This window comes from uncultured Nisaea sp., assembly GCF_963974195.1.
Lineage (GTDB): Bacteria > Pseudomonadota > Alphaproteobacteria > Thalassobaculales > Thalassobaculaceae > Nisaea.
In genome coordinates this window covers 57,252-76,035 of sequence record NZ_CAXBDC010000009.1, presented here as the reverse complement: position 1 = coordinate 76,035, position 18,784 = coordinate 57,252, and the positions used below count along the sequence as shown (strand labels likewise).

Here is an 18,784-nt window from a genome sequence, read left to right as displayed (position 1 = left end):
AATTCGGGAACAGCTGATCGACATGCTCGATGATCACCTGCTCGATGGCGATGAAGCGAATATCCTTGCCCGGCAGACGGACGAAACGGCCCACCTGTGCCGGAAGCGGAAGCAGTGCTTCCATGTCGATGGCATTGGAAGCATCCGTGAGCTGCATCGCGAGGCAGACACCACCGTTCGGCAGAAACGGAAACGGGTGCGCCGGATCGATAGCGAGCGGTGTCAGCAGCGGGAAGATCTGGTCGATGAAATGACCTTCCAGCCATTTCCGGTCCGCGGCGGTGAGATCGGCTGCCGTCACGAGATGGAACCCGGCGGTCCGCAGCTCCCCAAGCAGCATCGAAAGATACTGCTGCTGTACCGTGATCAGTTCCGCTGCCTTTTCCGCGATAGCAATGAGCTGACTGGTCGGGGACAGGCCGTCCGCGCTCGGCGTGGTTACGCCAGCATTCACCATGCCTTTCAGGCCGGCAACGCGGACAGTGTAAAACTCATCAAGGTTGGAGGCGGAAATGGAAACGAACCGCAGCCGCTCCAGCAGCGGGTGCGCCGTATTGTTCGCTTCCTCCAGAACCCGGGCGTTGAAGCCGAGCCAGGACAATTCCCTGTTAAAAAACCGCTCGGGCGATGAAATGTCGACCTTTGCAGTGCTTTCCGGCTGACTCTCGCTCACGGAACCGTCTCCTCGTCATGACAATTTTGCGAGCCTTCGCGCATAAACAGCGCTTCATTGCTGTCATAACACAAGTCGGCCCGGGACATGGAATATCCCGGGCCGGACCCTAATCGTGTCACGTTTCAGTTCGATGACAGTCGCGGGCAGTTTCTGCCCGAAAGTGCCTCATACCGAACTACATGGTGCTGCGGAAGGCCCCGCCATCCATCAACAGGTTCTGGCCGTTGATGAACCCGGCATGGTCGCTGCACAGGAATGCGCAGGTCTGACCGAATTCATCCGGGGTTCCGAACCGGCCCGCCGTATGGGCGGCGGCCTGCTCTGCGTAATAGGTCTCGAAATTGACGCCTGCTTTTTCAGCGTGCAGCTTCATGTTGCCGCGCAGCCGGTCCGTGTCGAACGGGCCAGGCAGCAGACCATTGATGGTCACGCCATCCTTCACGACTTCCCGGGCAATACCCGCACAGAAGCCGGTCAGACCGGCGCGGGCGCCGTTGGAGAGGCCGAGAATCGCGATCGGTGATTTCACGGCACCGGAGGTGATATTGACGATCCGGCCCCATTTGCGCTCGATCATGCCATCGATGGTCGCCTTGATCAGCTCAATGGCGGTCAGCATGTTCGCGTCGACAGCCTTGATCCAGTCGTCACGCGTCCAGTCCCGGAAATTGCCTGGCGGCGGGCCACCCGCATTGTTGACCAGGATATCGAGCTTGCTGTCGAACGGCGCCAGCGCCTTCGCGCGGCCTTCGTCGGTGGTGATGTCGCATGCGACGGCATGGACGGTCGCACCGGTCGCGGACCGAATTTCCTCGGCCGTTGCCTCGATTGCTTCCGGTGTCCGCGAGCAGATCGTCAGATCCGCGCCGTTTTGTGCGAGGGCCATCGCCGATGCCTTGCCAAGCCCTTTGCTCGACGCGCAGACGAGAGCTTTCTTCCCTTTAATTCCCAGATCCATGGATAATGCTCCGTTTGTTTGATTTTTTCGTTTGTGGTTCCGACGCTATCCTTTTGTCCGCACATCCAGTGCGCGGCGTGCAAGCGGTAGCGTGATCCGGCGTCCCTCTGCAAGCGACATGGCGTCAATGGTCTCAACCAGCGCCCGCGCTTCCGAAAACGATCGTTCCATACGCCCGACAAGAAAGGCCAGCACCTCTTCAGCAACGAACAATTGCCGGTCGCGAAAGAGTTTGTCCATGATTCCCGAAATCAGGGCGTCATCGGGATCACTTATCGCGACGGCCGGCAGGGCCGCGAAACGGGATTTGACGTCCGCCGGGTGCAGTTCCATGCGCGAGACCGGCGTCCTGGACAGAACCAGCAACGCTCCCCGCTGCTCCACGATCATGTTGTAGAGATGAAAGGCTGGAACCCCCGGCAATGTCTCGTCGACATTATCCAGAACGGCATAGCGGGACTGGCGCAGAAATTCCGGCAGTTTCTCCACCGCCAGATCAGCGGGGCGCAACATGACCGCCCCGGATTTCCGGGCCCAGACCTCAGCCAGATGACTTTTTCCGGAAGCTTCCGGGCCATGAACATTGAGGCCCCAGGTCGAGTCCGGCCAGGACGGCCAGGAATCAATCCAGGCCGTTGCCGCCTCGTTGCAGGCCGAGACGTGATATTCACCGCGATCGAAGGCTGGCCTGTGCTGCAGGGACAAGGGAAGTTGCCCGCCCCCGCCGCCGATCAGCCGCGATCCCTTGTTCTCTTCACTCATAAGATATCCGCCGGTTCGATCTCAGCGCACGCCGTCATCCGTCTCATCATCCACCGGCGGAATGCCATGCAGATGGAGCGGACTGGCGAGATAGCGGGACAGGGCAAAACGGATCACCACGCCGATAACCGCGGCAACCGGAACAGCGATCAGCACACCAAGGAAACCAAACAATGTCCCCCCCGCCAGCAAGGCGAAGATCACCCAGACCGGATGCAGCCCAACCGCCTCGCCAACCAGATTTGGCGTCAGGAAATTTCCTTCGATAGCCTGCCCGGCGACAAACACGGCGGCAACGATGGCGATGGGGGTCAGGGAGTCGAACTGCATGGCGGCAAGCCCGATGCTCAACAGTCCGCCGAAGATCGACCCGACAAAGGGCACGAATGAGATCAGCCCGGAGAACAGACCGATGATGACGCCGAAATCCAGCCCCGCGAGAGACAGACCCACAGCATAGAACACACCGAGGATGAGGCAGACCGACCCCTGCCCCCGCACGAAGGACGCCAGTGTTTCATCGATGATGCTGGCCTGTTCCCTGATCGTCTTCGCCTGCCCGCGCGGCAGCCAGCCGTCCACCGTCTCCACGATACGGTCCCAGTCCCGCAGCAGATAGAAGGCGACAATCGGGGTGATCACCAGAAGCGACAGAAGATTGGCCAGGGCAGCGCCGCCGCTCAGAAGCTGGCCCGCCACGGAAATAAGCCATTCACCGGCCTTCGCCGCGATGGCCGAGAAATTAAGCTCTTCCGCGCCACCGTTGCCGAGCCAGGTCCGGGCCAGCCCCACGATAGGATCCGCAAAAGCCAGGAGCCTCTCCAGATAACCGGGCAGCGATTTGGCGAGCAAGACAGACTGGGCCTGAACCAATGGCACCAGCAGCAAAAGCGCCCCGATGCCGGCGCAGAAAAAGCCCAGCAACACGACACTGGTCCCCACCGTGCGGGACATGCCGACCCGCTCACAACGGTCCACCATAGGGTCGAGGAAATAGGCGATCGCCATGCCTGCAACGAAGGGGACGAGCACCCCCTTCAACACAAAGAGCGCGGCGATAACCGCGATCAGGAATACGACCCAGAATGTCAGGCGTTCACGCTGCGTCATAGCGCCCCCCACCTCTGGTGCAGGTCACGACAGGCCCGGCAAAATACATCATCATTGCACCAGTGGCGGCAGCACCAGCGGTGCGGCGCTGGAAGAGGGTGATTGCAGAACCGGCGCCGGGGCCGCGCCGGGCATGGAACGTGATTCCGGGCGGTATTGCTCCGGCAACTCCGTGCCTTCCTTGTACAGAAGCCAGCCGTCCGGCGTTTCCGTCAGCACGAAGTCCTTTTGTTTCAGGGTCAGCGCCAACTGGCCGGCGTCACCATTGATCCAGACATCAATCAGGGCTTCGTTCCGGGTCAGCCGCAGCAGTTCCCGTCGCGAAACGGACGAGACCTGATCCAAGCCCTTGCGGATTTCCAGCCAGTTCTCGAATGAGGTAATCGGGGCAATGACGGTGACCCGCGTTTCCAGCCCCGGGCTGATCAGGTTTTCCGCTTTCCAGGCTTCCTGAATCTCGGAAGCCGCCGTTCTTGCGGCAACGGAAAGCAGATCCCCGTCGGAACTGTTCGCGTCCGGCACAACCGTCCGCACAAGAGACCGGCCGTCCGAGACACCGCCGACATAAGTAAGATTGAGCTCGATAGCCTGTCCTGACGATTCGCTCGCAACCGGCCGGGCATTCACGACAACGGCCTGTTCCGCGCCATACCGGGCAGCGATTGTCTTGATGGCCTCGCGATCAGCCAGAACGGCCTGAACCGCCGTGATATCGCGGATATCGGCAAGATCCCCGTATGGCACCGCGATCGGCACGAGCCCTCCACCAAAAGGCCGGTCGAGCCAGGCCGACAGCCAGGGGCTCTCTTCTTCCCAGAGCAGCGGCTTGTTGCCGTTATTATAGACAGGCAGGATCAACACCGGCTGGGATACGACCTCGGCATAATTAATACCGACCCTGGTGAAATGCTGGCGCACCGCCGTCGGGTTGAAGCGAAAATTGAGCGAGCCGAGATACCGCACGTCCGAGGTCCGCTCGCGCGCGACTTCATAGCCGACGGTCAGACCGATCAACAGATCGTCCGACAGCGGCGGCAGCTTTCGGGCCTGATCGATCGGCACCAGACGTTCCACCAGACGGTCCCATGCCGCACGCCGCCCGGCCTCGATTGCCTGGGCCTGGGCCTGGGCCGCCGTTGCCGCCTGAGCATCCACCGGGACACCGCGCACCTCGAAAATTTTATCCGAATCCGATTGGGCCACGGCGCTATTGCCGGCAAATGCCAGCATCAGGAACAGAATCGCAAACAGTCCAAGGCGGCAGACGACGGGCCCAACGAACGTCCGTTTCGTGTCCCTCGCGCGGCTTTCAGCTCCATTACCCATCAGTACGATCTTCCCTGAACTCTGTTGCCGACCGCCAAATACGCTTGCGGTCCACGCCCCTGCGTCATACACCCTGAACCGGGCAGAACAATGGCACTCACAATGGCACTGCGGACACTGCCCGCCCCTTATACCGGAAGGCTGAGGAGGAGACCATATCAGCTCCCGATAGACCCAACCGCCCCCTTACCTACAAGGAAGCGGGCGTTGACATTGATGCGGCGGACCAGCTGATCGAATTCATCAAGCCCCTGACCAAGTCCACGGTCAGGCCGGGCGCCGATGGCGCCATTGGCGGCTTTGGTGGTGTCTTCGATCCGAAAGCCGCCGGTTTCAAGGATCCGGTTTTCGTCGCCGCGACCGATGGCGTCGGCACCAAGCTCCGCCTCGCGATCGATACCGGAAACTATTCCGGCGTTGGCACGGACCTCGTTGCCATGTGCGTGAACGATCTGGTCGTGCAGGGCGCCGAGCCGCTGTTCTTCCTCGATTACTACGCCACCGGCAAGCTCGATGTCGAAGCGGCCCGCACGGTTGTTGCCGGGATCGCCGAAGGCTGCCGCCAGTCCGGAGCCGCCCTGATCGGTGGCGAGACCGCGGAAATGCCGGGCATGTATACGGACGGCGATTTCGATCTTGCCGGATTCGCCGTTGGTGCGGCCGAGCGCGAGAACCTGATCCTGGAGCCGAAGGCCGAAGCCGGCGATGTGATTCTCGGTCTTGCCGCCTCGGGCGTGCATTCGAACGGCTTCTCGCTGGTGCGCCGGATCGTTGACCGCTCCGGCCTTGGCTGGAGTGACGATGCTCCCTTCGCCAAAGGCCAGAGCCTCGGCGACGCGCTGCTGACGCCGACCCGGATCTATGTGAAATCCTGTCTGGCGGCCCTTGCAAGCGGCGGCGTTACCGGTCTTGCCCATATCACGGGCGGCGGTCTGCTGGACAATCCGCCGCGTTCCTTCGCCAAACATCTGGCCGCCGAGATCGATGTCGAGAGCTGGCCTCTCCCGCCGGTCTTCAAGTGGCTGGCCGAAACCGGCGGTGTGCCGGCGGAAGAGCTGGCCCGAACCTTCAACTGCGGCATCGGCATGACCCTGACCGTTTCGGCGGACCGGGCGGATGCCGTGACCGAGATCCTTGAAGAGGCAGGCGAAACCGTGTTCCGGATCGGCAAGCTGACCGACAGGGCGGAGGACGCACCGTCCGTCACGCTGCAAGGGCTCGGGACCTGGCCCGCGTGAGCAGGGAAAAACTCAGGGTCGGCGTTCTGGTTTCGGGCAGCGGCAGCAATCTGCAGGCGCTGATCGATGCCTGCGCCGCCCCGGACCATCCCGCCGAAATCGTCACCGTGATATCGAACCGTCCGGACGTGCGCGCGCTGGACCGGGCAAAGGCGGCGGGCATTCCGGCAGTTGTCTTCGATCACAAGAATTATCCGGATCGGGCCAGCTTCGATGCGGACATGCAGAAAGCGCTCGATGAAGCGGGTGTGGAATTCATCTGCCTTGCCGGCTTCATGCGGCTTCTGACGACCGCGTTCGTCGAGCACTGGCGCGGGCGGATGATCAATATCCACCCCTCTCTGCTGCCGTCCTTCAAGGGGCTTAACGTGCAGCAGCGGGCAATCGACGCCGGTGCCCGGTTCGCCGGCTGCACGGTGCATTTCGTCACGCCAGAAATGGATGTCGGCCCGATCATCCAGCAGGCCGTGGTGCCGATCCATCAGGACGACACAGGCGACACGCTGGCCGCGCGAATATTGGTGCAGGAGCACCGGATCTATCCCGCCTGCCTGAGATGGGTGGCGGAAGGGCGGGTACGGATCGAGGGAGAGCGGGTATTCCTGGATGGTGCGATACCGCCGGATGCAGCCCTGCTCAACCCGTCACCGGAACAAATGGATTGACGATAGAGACTTGGCGCCCCGCGCCGGCTGAATTATACAGTTCAACTTGAGTTATAAGCCGGGTCCAGACCGGCACGACATCCCTACGGAGGCGATATGGCTGCGAGCAACGGATCCACGGACAGCAATTATCCGGAATACAAGAGCAATTACGAGTGGTTCGCCAGCATGCTGAAATGGTCGACCATTGGTGTCGTCGTTCTGCTGATCCTGATGGCGATCTTCCTGGTCTGACCCCTTCTCCCTTCTGGTCTGACCGGGGGACAAGTCACACCAGCCGCAAGGCGGAATCAAAAAGGGCCGGTCAGATGACCGGCCCTTTTTCTATTCGGCAGTCGTTGTTCAGCCGACGATTTCGTTGCCGCTGAAGAACTGGGCGATCTCGATCGCGGCGGTTTCCGGAGCGTCGGAACCGTGCACGGTGTTTTCGCCGATGGACTTGGCATAGGCCTTCCGGATGGTGCCTTCGGCGGCTTCAGCCGGGTTGGTGGCGCCCATCACGTCGCGATAGGTCGCGATGGCGTTTTCGCCTTCCAGAACCTGCACGACAACCGGTGCGGAGATCATGAACTCAACCAGCTCACCGAAGAACGGGCGCTCGTTGTGCACGGCGTAGAAGGTTTCGGCCTGAGCCTGCGTCATCTGGATGCGCTTCTGCGCGACAATGCGCAGGCCCGCTTCTTCGATCATTTTGTTGACGCCACCGGTCAGGTTCCGCTCGGTTGCGTCCGGCTTGATGATGGAGAAAGTGCGCTGAATGGCCATTGTATCTCTCTTCTGGTTCTGCGGGACGGCCGGGGCCATCCGCGAAATTCGATTGAAAAAGCTAAGCGGGCGCAAAAGCGCCCGGCGCGCGCCTTATAGCGGTGCGAACGGAACGGGGCAAGCCACGCGATGACCTGCCCCGCCCTGAATAATTGCCCCGAATGCCCGCTCAGGCGCGGCGTTTCGCCACCGCGGCCTCTATCCGCTCCAGCGCATCGGTGAGGATAGAGCGCGGGCAAGCGATATTGATCCGCTCGAAACCCTCGCCCTCAGTGCCGAAGACATAGCCCTCGTCGAACAGGACTTTCGCCTCTTCATGCATCAGCGCTTCAAGCTCCAGCTTGTCGAGGCCAAGCCCCCGGCAATCGAGCCAGACCAGATAGGTGCCTTCCGGATGCACCACCTTGATCTCCGGAATACGCTCGGCCACGAAGCTTTCGAGATAGTTCGCGTTTTCGCTCAGGTAATCGAGCACCTGGGCCAGCCACTCCTCGCCTTCGTTATAGGCCGCCATGGTGGCGACCAGGCCGAAGCTGTTCATGCCGCCAATCCCGGAAGCGGCGATTTCCTTGTTCAGAGCCTTCCGGTACGCCTCATTCGAGACGATCATGTTGGACGTGTGCAGACCGGCCAGATTGAACGTCTTCGACGGGGCGGTACAGACAACCGCATTATCCATCATGTCCGCGCCGAGCGTCCCGAACGGCACGAACTTGGAGCCGTTCAGCATCAGATCGCCATGGATCTCGTCGGCGATCACGACAACACCGTTCTTCTTGCAGATCTCGCCAAACCGCTTCAGCTCTTCGGCGGTCCAGACCCGGCCGACCGGGTTGTGCGGGCTGCAGAAGACGCAAAGCTTCACCTTGGGGTCGGCCGTCTTGGCTTCGAGATCATCGAAATCCATCCGGTAGACGCCATTTTCCATCACCAGCGAGTTGGAGACGACTTCGCGGCCGTTATTCTCGATGGCATAGGTGAAGGGATAATAGACCGGACGCTGGATCAGCACCTTGTCGCCTGGCTCGGTCAGGGCCCGGACCAGCAGGTTGAGCGCAGGCACCACCCCCGGCGTGTTGACGATCCAATCCTGCTCGACCTTCCAGCCGTGACGGCGCTCCATCCAGCCGGTAATCGCCTCGTTATAGTCCGGCGTACGGACGACATAGCCGAAGATCGGATGGTCGATGCGGGCACGCATGGCGTCACGGATCGGCTCCGCGATCGGGAAGTCCATGTCGGCGACCCACATCGGCAGGGTCCGCTCGGCACCCAGATCCGGATCCGTACCTTCCCACAGCTCTCGCTTGTCGCCGCGCCAATAGATCTGCCACTTGACGGAATTCGTCCCGGTCCGCCGGATCTCCTGATCAAAATCGTATTTCACCTGTTACTCCAGGGTTCGTTTATGTCATTCATGGCCGGACTCAGCCGGCCTTCTCCCAACCGCCACTTTCGGTCTGCCGCCAATAGGCAAGCGTATGACCGGCGGTCTTGTAGTCCTTCCATCTGGCCCGCGCTGCTTTCACCGCATCGTCGTTGCGGCCATCGAACAGCTCGAACACGCGTTCATAATCACCGACGTGCCCCGAGACAGCGCCGTCCGTCAGAAACAGAAAGCGCGCCTGGTTCGGATTCTCGTCCGCGATTGTCAGCCAGATCGGCTGCAGCTCCGCATTCCCGTCCTTTTCACTGCCATGCGGCAGCCAGCTATCCTGATCGAAAGTCCAGAGATGGGCATTGAGGTCGGCGACGCGCTCCTCGCTTGACGCCATCACGACGACGCGGGCCTCCGCCTGAAGCGACTTTTCAAGCAGCTTCGGCAGAGCCCATTCCAGGGGACGCGCCGTCAGATGGTAGAAGTTGATGTCAGTCATCACAAGGAGCGCCGGGCCGGTCAGGATTCGTAATTCGCCTGCACCAGCTCGTTAAGAAGTCGTACGCCCCAACCGGTTCCGCCTTTCGGCACCGTTGAAGACTCCTTTGAGGACCAGGCCATGCCAGCCATGTCCATATGCACCCACGGCAAGTCGTTGACGAAGCGTTCTAGGAAGCAAGCGGCCGTGATGCTGCCGCCCCAGCGCGCGCCCGCGTTCTTCATGTCGGCGATGTCGCTGTCCATCATCTTGTTGTATTCCTCGCCGAGCGGCATCCGCCAGATCTTCTCGCCGGCCGTCTTCGAGGCGGCCTCTAGCTTGCCGGCCAGCTCGTCATCGTTCGCGAAGAACCCGCAATTGACCTGACCGAGAGCAACCATGATGGCGCCGGTCAGAGTGGCGAGATCGAGCATGAACTGTGGCTTGAAGCGATCCTGCGTGTACCAGAGCGCATCGGCCAGAACGAGACGGCCTTCCGCATCGGTGTTAATGATTTCAATGGTCTGTCCGGACATGGAGGTGACCACGTCACCCGGACGCTGCGCATTACCGTCCGGCATGTTCTCGACCAGGCCGACAACACCGATCACATTGGCTTTCGCCTTCCGTCCGGCCAGCGCCTTCATCAGGCCGACCACGGTGGCGGAACCGCCCATGTCCCACTTCATGTCTTCCATGCCGCCAGCCGGCTTCAGGGAAATACCGCCGGTATCGAAACAGACGCCCTTGCCGACAAAGGCAATCGGCTGCTGCTTCTTCGGCCCGCCGTCCCAGCGCATGATGACGATCCGGCTCTCGCGCTCGGAGCCCTGGCCGACACCGAGCAGCGCCCCCATGCCGAGCTTCGCCATCTGCTTTTCATCCAGCACCTCGATCTTCACACCGAGCTCGGACAGCTCTTCGATCCGCTTGGTGTAGGAGACCGGGTAAAGCACGTTCGCCGGCTCGCTTACGAGGTCACGGGCCATGAACACGCCGTCCGCGACGGCGCTCAGCCCGGCAAAGGCCTTCTTTGCTTCCGTGGCGGCATCTGTCAGGACCGTCAGCTTCTGCAGGACCGGCAGGTCTTCCTTCTTCTGCTTGGTCTTGTATTTGTCGAAACGGTAGGTGCGCAGCAGTCCGCCGAAGGCCAGCCGGGCGGCCCGTGCAGCCGCGCCTTCGTCAACGGCACCATCGGCAGCATGCGGCTCGAACAGCACAGCCACTTCCTTGTCGCCCGTCCCCAGCAGAGCACCAACGATGGAGCCACCGGCATTCTCGGACCAAAGCTCGTCGACCTTGCTGCCGTCACCGAGCCCGTAGAGGAGAACCGTGCCCGTCGCCCCGAACACGGAGAGTGTCTGGTTCAGCTTGCCGGTAAACTTGTTTGCCTTCATTGCCCGGGACAGCAGACCCCCGAGTTGCTCGTCCAGTTCGGCCGCGAGCGGCAGCAGAACACTGCCCTCCATCACACCGACGACGACCGCACCCTTAGCCGGCAATGCCAGTTTCTGAAACCCAACTTTCATTCCGATTCTCCCTCTGAGCAAGAGTTCGCCCCGATCAGGCGATGCGTGCCTGGTGTTCTGGCCAGATGGCTTCCACCGGCGCCGTGCCGCCGGGTAGCCCTGCATGCGCGGGTAACGAACCTGTGCTGCTTACATCCTGATTAAGTTCGTGATTGGAAACACTTGAAACATCGCTATCATGCGCCCTTCGATGCGGGTTGCGCAAGAACCCGCCTAGGCACGACCAGCCAAACGGGATCATGAGGATCGACCGCTACGTCATTCGCCAGATACTGGCCGCGATGATCATTGTTGTGGTCTCGCTAACCTGCGTCATCTGGCTGAGCCAGTCCCTGCGTTTCATCGACATGATCGTGAACCGAGGGCTACCGCTCGCGACATTCATCTACTTCACCATTCTGCTGATGCCGACCTGGCTGTCGCTGGTGCTGCCGATTGCCTGTTTCGCGTCGACGATGTTCGTCTACAGCCGGATGGCAAGCGATCGCGAGCTGGTGGTTCTCACCGCATCCGGCCTTGGACCAATGGGTCTTGCCCGCCCGGCAATAATCGTTTCCATCCTCGTCACGCTGCTCGGCTATCTGCTCAGCCTCTATCTGATCCCGGTCTCCTACCGTGGCTTCAAGGAGCTGCAATTCCAGATCCGGCACAATTATACAAACGTGCTGCTGCGCGAGGGGGTCTTCAACTCCATGGGGGACGATGTGACGGTCTTCATCCGCGCGCGCCAGCCGGACGGAGAGCTGGCCGGGATTATCGTTCAGGACGACAGGGACGAGAAAGAGTCCGTCACCCTGCTGGCCGAACGCGGCGCGCTGATCCTTGATGGCAACGCCCCCAAGGTTCTGATGGTCAACGGCAACCGGCAGGCGCGCAACACAACAACCGGCCGGATAAATATCCTCTATTTCGAACGCTACACAGTCGATCTCGGCGGTATCGGCGATGCCGTACAGCGTACGGCACGCGACCAGAACGAACTTTTCGTCGATGAGTTACTCAACCCGACGGAGCAGATTACCCAGCCCCGAAATTTCCTCAAATACAAGGCGGAGGGACACAGCCGCCTGGTCACGCCATTGCTCGGCATCGCCTTGCCGCTGATCGGGCTCGTGATCATTCTCAAGGGTGAATTCTCCCGCCGGGGCCAGAGCAAACGCCTGATCCTTGCAATCCTGCTGGTCGGGCTGGTGCAGGCCGCCGTTCTCGGCTCGAAATATGCCGCCGCCAAGGAGATCGGATTACTGCCGCTGATGTATGGCAGCGCAATCGCACCGATCCTGATCAGCCTGATCATCCTGTCCCGCCAGAAATTACGTCGTCCGAAAGCGCCCGCAAGTCCCGTCGAGGAATCACCGGCATGAAGTGGTCCGGCACGCTCTCGCTCTATTTCGGCAAACAGTTCCTGTTCTGGGTGCTCGGCACTTTCCTCGCCATCATGGTGATCGTCTATCTGCTTGATGCCATCGAGTTATTGCGGCGCGGCTCGGACAAGGAGCTCGCGACCCTGACCCTGATGTTGCAAATGGCGGCCTTGAAAGCCCCCCAGATGGGGCAAACCATCCTGCCCTTCGCGACCCTGTTCGGATCCATGCTGGCATTCACCCGGATGACACGCTCGAACGAGCTCGTGGTTGCCCGTGCCGCCGGCGTCTCCGTCTGGCAGTTTCTGCTGCCCGCTCTCATGATCGCGTTCTTGATCGGTGTCTTCAAGATCACCGTGTTCAATCCGGTGGCCTCTGTCATGACCGCCAAGTACGAGGCTCTCGAAAACAAGATCCTGCGGGACAAGGGCAACTTCCTGTCACTGACAGACGGCGGCCTGTGGCTCCGGGAGCAGACCAGCACAGGCCATTTCGTTCTGCATGCCACCGGCGTGGCCTCGGACGGAGCCAGCCTCTCCGGCCTGACCGTGCTGTTCTTCCTGGGAGAGGACAATTTCGACGCCAGGGTCGACGCCGCCGAAGCAACACTGCAATCCGGCTTCTGGCAGATGAACAATGTCATTCTGACCACCAAGAATGCCGTCCCGGAAACCCGTTCGGTTTACCGCCTGCCAACCGCGCTCACGCTCGATAATATCCAGGACAGTTTCTCGCCGCCGGAGACCATGTCCTTCTGGGAGCTGCCTAAATTCATCTCCATTCTGGAGAGCGCCGGCTTTTCCGCGGTCCGGCACCGGCTCTACTGGCACGCCCTGCTCGCCTCGCCACTGCTGCTCTGCGCAATGGTGCTGATCGCGGCCACCTTCTCTCTCCGCCTGACCCGGCGCGGGGGCACCATGGTCTGGGTCAGCGCGGGCCTGTTTACCGGCTTTTTTCTTTATTTCGCTTCCGATCTCGTTTTCGCTCTGGGATTGTCCGCCCGGATTCCGGAAGTCCTTGCCGCCTGGACACCGGCAACCGTGACCGCGCTGCTCGGTTGTGCCAGTCTACTTCATCTTGAGGATGGTTGATCAATGATCCTGGGCCTTCGTTTGTGGAACCGGACACGCCGCCATCTCGGCATATTTTGCTGGCATGTCCTGGCCGCCGCAGCTTGTTTGAGTGCCCAGATACCAGACGCCCGGCAGGCCCACGCTCAGGAACGCGACATCGGCGAAGGGCCCGTGCTGATGGTCGCCGACGAGCTGGTCCATGACGAAACGCTCGGCACCATTACTGCGCGCGGCAATGTAGAGCTTTCGCAAAATGATCGCGTTCTGCTGGCCGATAGCGTCATCTACAATCAGCGTGAAGACACCGTGATCGCCACCGGCAATATCTCTCTGCTGGAGCCGACGGGAGAAGTCATCTTCAGCGATTATGCGGAGCTGCATAACGAGCTGAAGACCGGCATCATCGATAACCTTCGTCTGCGCATGACGGACGGCTCCCGCCTTGCAGCGAACCGGGGCGTCCGTACAAGGGAACAGCAAAAGGTCTTGTCCCGCGCCGTCTTCACACCGTGCGAAAGCTGCAAGGAAGATCCGTCACGGGCTCCTCTCTGGCAGATCAAAGCCCGGAAGATCGTGCATGATGAGGTCGCCAAGGACATCATTTACAATGATGCAACCCTGGAAATGTTCGGCATTCCGGTACTTTACACGCCCTATCTGGCCCATCCGGACCCCACGGTGGACCGGCGCAGCGGCTTCCTCGCTCCACTGATCGGGACCTCGAACGAGCTCGGCTTCATCTATGGCCAGCCCTACTATCAGGTGATTGACGAGTCCAAGGACCTGGAGCTCATGCCGATCGTCTATTCCGAAGACGGCGGAATCCTGAAGGCCAGATACCGGCAACGGTTCACCAGTGGCATGATCAACTTTCAGGGCACTGGCGGCTATCTCGACCAGCAGGGCAACAATGCCGACAACGGTGAACAGGAACTCGAAGGCAGTGTCGATCTTGAGGGGCGCTTCGATTTTGACCGGACATGGCGCGGAGGCTTTGACCTCGAACAAGCCAGCGGACGTACCTATCTGCGGCGCTATCGCCTCGACAGCCGTGAGGTCCTGACCACCCGGGCCTATACCGAAGGCTTCAGGGGGCGCAGCTATACGTCCGTCGAAGCATTGAAATTCCAGGGCCTCAACCCCGGCGATTCCAGCGACAGGTCCCCGACGGTCGCCCCGCTTTTCGAATATAACTTTGTCGGCGAGCCGGATTCAGCGGGCGGGCGGTTCCAACTGGATGCAACGGCCATGTCACTCACCCGGCAGACCGGCGCGGACAGCAGGAAGATCGCCATACGCAGTGGCTGGTCCCTGCCCTATATCGCCCCGGCCGGCGACATCTACACCCTCACCGCCACGCTCGACAGCGACTTTTACCAGACGGACGACCTTGCGAATGGTGAAGAAGGGGAAACTGGACGGCTCTTTCCCCAGGTGGGGCTGAACTGGCGCTATCCCCTGGCCCGGGCCAGTGAGAATTACCATCAGACCGTCGAGCCGATCGTTAATCTCGTACTGGCACCTGATGGCGGCAATCCGGACGAGATCTCAAACGAAGACAGCCAGTCCTTCCTGTTTGACGATACCAATCTGTTTCGCATGAACAGGTTTACCGGAAGCGATCTGGTGACCAGCGGCAGCCGTGTCGATTACGGTTTCAAGACGGGGATTTACGGCAATGGCGGCGGCTCTTCGTCCCTGCTGTTCGGCCAGAGCTACCAGTTCTACGGACACGGTCCCTTCGAGGTAGGATCCGGCCTGGAAGACGATCTTTCCGACTATGTCGGCCGCGTGCATGTCAGTCCGAATGATCAATTCGACTTCCTGCTTCGCTTCCGGCTAGACAAGGATGATTTCAGCCCGCGCCGCAGCGAGATCGGCATGCGCTATCAGCATCCCCGTTTCTCCATCCTCGCAGACTATGTACTGCTTGACGACGGAACCAATTCCGACGACATCGCCGGTGACACCACTTTCCTGGAGAGAGAGCAACTCGATATCTCCGGGTCCGTGAGATTGAGTGATTTCTGGAGTGCAAACGGACGGATCGTTCAGGACTTCTCGGACGATGCGAACCGCACCCTGATCGCCTCGACAGGACTGGTTTATGCCGATGAGTGCTTCACATTCGGCCTTGTCTATGAAAGAAGCGAGCTGGAAGACGACGATATCGAACCGGAACAAACCGTCATGTTACAGATTGCCTTCAAGCATCTCGGCAGCTTTGCCAGTAACTGACGATACGGACCAAGGGTAGACATCGAACCAAAATGGCGAAACCTGGATTGAGTTTCATGAAGTGGCATTATCCGGCCCTGTTGCGGATCGCCCTCACGGCATTTCTGATATCGGCAGGTCTGTCCGGTCCCGGCGGCACAAAGGCTCTCGCGCAGGATGCGCTGAGGATCGCGGCCATTGTAAATGACGACATCATCTCGGTCCGGGATCTCGACGCCCGTGTGCGCATGGTCATGATTGTTTCGAACCTGCCGCGCAACGCCCAGACCTTTCAGCGCATATGGCCACAAGTCCTGCGCAGTCTGGTGGATGAAAAGCTGAAGCTTCAGGAATCCAAACGGCTTTCAATCGACGTGAGCCCAGACGAGCTTGAACGCGCCAAGCGGTCAATGGAACAGCGCAATAAGCTGGCCCCCGGATCGTTCGACCGTTTTCTCGACAGCCAGGGCATCTCGAGCCAGACGGTGCTGGACCAAATGCGGGCCGACATTGCCTGGGTAAAACTCGTACGCCGCCGCTTCCAAAGCACCGTCGAAGTCACGATCGATGAAATTGACGACGCCCTGAACCGGCTGGAGCGCAACAGGGGCGAGCCGCAATACCGTATCCGCGAAATCCTCCTCGATTCGAACAATCCGTCCGTCAATGAGGAAGAGGTCGCGGAACGGCTTGTCACTCAACTGCGCTCCGGTGCCGAGTTCGACGCCATCGCGCGTGAATTCTCCCAGGGCGCCACAGCGGCGACAGGCGGCGATATCGGCTGGACAACAAAAGAGCAGCTTGGCGATGAGATCGCGGCCGTCGTCGACAGCCTGGCACCCGGAGAAATCAGTGATCCGATCAAGACGATCTTCGGATATCAAATTATTCAGCTGACAGAACGGCGCATCCTGAGCGCCCCCAGCCCGGAAAAGGCCAAGGTCACCCTGAAACAGGTCTTCATACCGATTCCGCCGAACTCCAGCCCGGAAGCCGAAGCCAGTCAGAAGAGCATCGCCAGTGCCGTTTCGGAAACCGCACAAAGCTGCGAGGATATGGATGCGCTTGCGACCGAACTGAAATCACCGGCGGCGACCGATCTCGGAACATTGGAGGTCGGCGAATTGTCCCCCCTGATGCGTGATGCCGTGATCAACCTCAAAACTGGCGAGCTCTCCGAGCCCGTACGTCTGCCATCCGGCTTCAGCACCATCATGGTATGCGCCCGAGAAGAGCCGGAAAGCGACCTGCCCGGGCGTGATGAAATCGCGGACAGGCTGCGCGCCGTCAAGTTCGAGACCTTTGCCCAACGCTATCTGCGCGACATCCGCCGGGACGCATTCATAGATACGCGTATCTAGGCCGGGCCATGAAAACAGAAGCCCGTATCCCTCCCCTCGCCGTCACCCCGGGAGAGCCTGCGGGAGCCGGTGCCGAGATCACCCTCAAGGCGTGGGCTTCCGCCCGTAACCGCCTCTCTCCGTTCTTCCTGCTGGACGATCCCGAGCGTCTGGCCAGACTTGCACGCCTGGTCGGGGAGGACGTACCGATCAAGGCCATAGACAAGCCGGAAGATGCCGCGTCCGTCTTTGAGCGCGCCCTTCCCGTTCTGCCCATAACCTTTCCCGTCCCGCCAGTCCCCGGAAAGCTGAACCCGGCGAATGGCGGCGCCGTTATCACGGCAATCGAGCAAGCCGTTGAGTTCACGCGCGCAGGACGTTCCGCCGCGATCGTGACCAACCCAATCCAGAAAAGCGTGCTTTACGAAGCCGGTTTCAAATATCCCGGTCATACAGAATTTCTGGCGGCACTGGCCGGCCCCGATGTAACGCCGGTCATGATGCTTGCCGCACCACAGATCCGCGTTGTTCCGGTCACGATCCATATTCCTCTTGCTCGGGTTGCGGAGACGCTCACGACCGGGATGATCGTCACCAGGGCACGGATCACCGCCGAAGCGTTGAGGCGGGACTTTGGCTGCAAAACTCCCCGGCTGGCCATCGCCGGGCTTAACCCTCATGCCGGAGAGGACGGAACCATTGGGACCGAAGACCGCGACATTGTCGCTCCCGCCGTGGAAGCTTTGAAAGCGGAAGGCATAGCGGCTTTCGGTCCGCTATCCGCCGACACGATGTTTCATGCCGAAGCGCGCAAGACTTACGATGCGGCAATCTGCATGTATCACGATCAGGCGCTGATCCCGATCAAGACGCTGGACTTCTGGGGCGGCGTCAACGCCACGCTCGGCCTGCCCTTTATCCGGACATCTCCCGACCATGGCACGGCTCTGGAACTGGCCGGTACCGGCCGGGCCCATGCAGACAGCATGATTGCCGCTCTCGCGATGGCGGGCGAAATGGCGCGCGCACGGGCGGCCCATAATGACTGACCCGATCATCGCCGCCGTCGAGGCCCTGCCGCCGCTGCGCGACATCATCGCGCGTTACCAGCTTTCGGCCCGCAAATCTCTCGGCCAGAATTTTCTCTTCGATCTCAACCTCACCCGGCGCATTGCCCGGGCCGCCGGGAACCTCGGTGAAGGCACCTGCATCGAGATCGGTCCCGGCCCTGGCGGCCTGACCCGTGCCCTGTTGCTGGAGGGAGCCCGGAAGGTCATCGCCATAGAGCGAGACCGCCGTTCCATAGAAGCCTTGCAAGACCTCGTGGATGCCGCTGACGGGCGGCTGGAGATCATCGAGGCCGACGCGATGGACATCGACATCACCACTCTGGGCGATGCCCCGCGCCGGGTGATAGCGAACCTACCCTATAATGTCGGCACGCCCATGCTGTTGAGCTGGCTGAAGCGGGCCGAAGCCTTTGAAAGCTTCACCCTGATGTTCCAGAAGGAAGTGGCGGAGCGGATCTCGGCATCCCCGTCCACACCACAATATGGACGTCTCAGCATTGCCGCCCGCTGGCGTGCGGAAGTTTTTCCGTTGTTCGACATTCCACCGCGAGCCTTCACGCCGGCGCCGAAAATCACCTCCCAGGTGATCCGGCTGAAGCCGCGCCCGAAGCCACTCGCCGAAGCCGACCCAGCTCTACTGGAACAGGTTACCGCCGCCGCATTCGCGCAACGTCGTAAAATGCTGCGGGCCTCGCTCAGGAGCTATGGCGGCACGGAGCTTCTGGAGGCCATCGGGATTGACCCGACAGCCCGTCCGGAAACGCTCACGGTCGAGGAGTTTTGCGCCCTTGCCCGAGCGGTAGCCGCACAAAATTAAGGTTTCAGCCAGAAACAA

17 protein-coding genes and 1 pseudogene are annotated in these 18,784 nt (G+C 60.7%); 9 read left to right on the top strand and 9 right to left on the bottom strand.

Features of this window, described 5'->3' with window-relative positions:
- From AAC126_RS03925 to AAC126_RS03905, 5 genes and pseudogenes are all read right to left on the bottom strand, one after another.
- Positions 1-673, bottom strand: a pseudogene (locus tag AAC126_RS03925) (RNA degradosome polyphosphate kinase); the annotation flags it as partial.
- Positions 674-851: 178 nt separating this feature from the next.
- A complete protein-coding gene (locus tag AAC126_RS03920; protein ID WP_339850280.1) occupies positions 852-1,634 on the bottom strand; it encodes an SDR family oxidoreductase in 783 nt (260 codons plus the stop codon).
- Positions 1,635-1,679: 45 nt separating this feature from the next.
- A complete protein-coding gene (locus tag AAC126_RS03915) occupies positions 1,680-2,396 on the bottom strand; it encodes a DnaA/Hda family protein (RefSeq protein ID WP_339850279.1) in 717 nt (238 codons plus the stop codon).
- Positions 2,397-2,417: 21 nt separating this feature from the next.
- Entirely contained in the window at positions 2,418-3,506 is a 1,089-nt protein-coding gene (locus tag AAC126_RS03910; RefSeq protein ID WP_339850278.1) for an AI-2E family transporter, read from the bottom strand.
- A 51-nt stretch (positions 3,507-3,557) separates the two neighbouring features.
- Complete coding sequence (locus AAC126_RS03905; protein ID WP_339850277.1) at positions 3,558-4,832, bottom strand: DUF2066 domain-containing protein; 1,275 nt, start codon at positions 4,830-4,832, stop codon at positions 3,558-3,560.
- Between the two features lie 155 nt (positions 4,833-4,987).
- On the opposite strand from AAC126_RS03905, the gene purM reads away from it, so the two are divergent.
- The 3 genes from purM to AAC126_RS03890 all read left to right on the top strand — a co-directional run bounded on the left by purM (position 4,988) and on the right by AAC126_RS03890 (position 6,969).
- Complete coding sequence (purM, locus tag AAC126_RS03900; protein WP_339850285.1) at positions 4,988-6,070, top strand: phosphoribosylformylglycinamidine cyclo-ligase; 1,083 nt, start codon at positions 4,988-4,990, stop codon at positions 6,068-6,070.
- Complete coding sequence (gene purN / locus AAC126_RS03895; protein WP_339850274.1) at positions 6,067-6,735, top strand: phosphoribosylglycinamide formyltransferase; 669 nt, start codon at positions 6,067-6,069, stop codon at positions 6,733-6,735. The genes purM and purN overlap by 4 nt, the downstream gene beginning before the upstream one ends.
- Before the next feature lie 96 nt (positions 6,736-6,831).
- Positions 6,832-6,969 carry an aa3-type cytochrome c oxidase subunit IV gene (locus AAC126_RS03890; protein ID WP_339850272.1) on the top strand — a complete coding sequence of 46 codons (138 nt, stop codon included), beginning with the start codon at positions 6,832-6,834 and terminating at the stop codon, positions 6,967-6,969.
- A gap of 108 nt (positions 6,970-7,077) precedes the next feature.
- Here AAC126_RS03890 and ndk read toward each other — a convergent pair whose 3' ends face one another.
- The 4 genes from ndk to AAC126_RS03870 form a co-directional block, all read right to left on the bottom strand.
- Positions 7,078-7,500 (bottom strand): nucleoside-diphosphate kinase, encoded by a 423-nt coding sequence (gene ndk, locus AAC126_RS03885; protein ID WP_339850270.1) that lies wholly within the window; start codon positions 7,498-7,500, stop codon positions 7,078-7,080.
- Positions 7,501-7,669: 169 nt separating this feature from the next.
- Positions 7,670-8,887, bottom strand: a complete 1,218-nt coding sequence (locus tag AAC126_RS03880; RefSeq protein WP_339850268.1) for a MalY/PatB family protein — start codon at positions 8,885-8,887, stop codon at positions 7,670-7,672.
- A 40-nt stretch (positions 8,888-8,927) separates the two neighbouring features.
- On the bottom strand, positions 8,928-9,377 hold the full coding sequence (locus AAC126_RS03875) for a DNA polymerase III subunit chi (RefSeq protein ID WP_339850266.1): 450 nt from the start codon (positions 9,375-9,377) through the stop codon (positions 8,928-8,930).
- Between the two features lie 20 nt (positions 9,378-9,397).
- Positions 9,398-10,885 (bottom strand): leucyl aminopeptidase, encoded by a 1,488-nt coding sequence (locus AAC126_RS03870; RefSeq protein ID WP_339850265.1) that lies wholly within the window; start codon positions 10,883-10,885, stop codon positions 9,398-9,400.
- 239 nt (positions 10,886-11,124) lie between these two features.
- Between AAC126_RS03870 and lptF the strand changes: the two genes are divergently transcribed.
- Genes lptF through rsmA form a run of 6 tightly spaced genes read left to right on the top strand, consistent with a single transcriptional unit; the run spans position 11,125 to position 18,766 of the window.
- Positions 11,125-12,249, top strand: a complete 1,125-nt coding sequence (gene lptF / locus AAC126_RS03865) for an LPS export ABC transporter permease LptF (RefSeq protein WP_339850263.1) — start codon at positions 11,125-11,127, stop codon at positions 12,247-12,249.
- Positions 12,246-13,340, top strand: a complete 1,095-nt coding sequence (gene lptG, locus AAC126_RS03860) for an LPS export ABC transporter permease LptG (RefSeq protein ID WP_339850262.1) — start codon at positions 12,246-12,248, stop codon at positions 13,338-13,340. Before lptF ends, lptG begins: the two co-directional genes overlap by 4 nt.
- A gap of 3 nt (positions 13,341-13,343) precedes the next feature.
- Entirely contained in the window at positions 13,344-15,560 is a 2,217-nt protein-coding gene (gene lptD / locus AAC126_RS03855) for an LPS assembly protein LptD (RefSeq protein ID WP_339850260.1), read from the top strand.
- A 56-nt stretch (positions 15,561-15,616) separates the two neighbouring features.
- A complete protein-coding gene (locus tag AAC126_RS03850; RefSeq protein ID WP_339850257.1) occupies positions 15,617-16,900 on the top strand; it encodes a peptidylprolyl isomerase in 1,284 nt (427 codons plus the stop codon).
- A gap of 8 nt (positions 16,901-16,908) precedes the next feature.
- The gene (pdxA, locus tag AAC126_RS03845; protein WP_339850255.1) at positions 16,909-17,928 is read left to right on the top strand and encodes a 4-hydroxythreonine-4-phosphate dehydrogenase PdxA; all 1,020 of its coding nucleotides are present in this window, start codon (positions 16,909-16,911) and stop codon (positions 17,926-17,928) included.
- A complete protein-coding gene (rsmA, locus tag AAC126_RS03840) occupies positions 17,921-18,766 on the top strand; it encodes a 16S rRNA (adenine(1518)-N(6)/adenine(1519)-N(6))-dimethyltransferase RsmA (RefSeq protein WP_339850252.1) in 846 nt (281 codons plus the stop codon). Before pdxA ends, rsmA begins: the two co-directional genes overlap by 8 nt.
- Positions 18,767-18,784 lie beyond the last annotated feature (18 nt).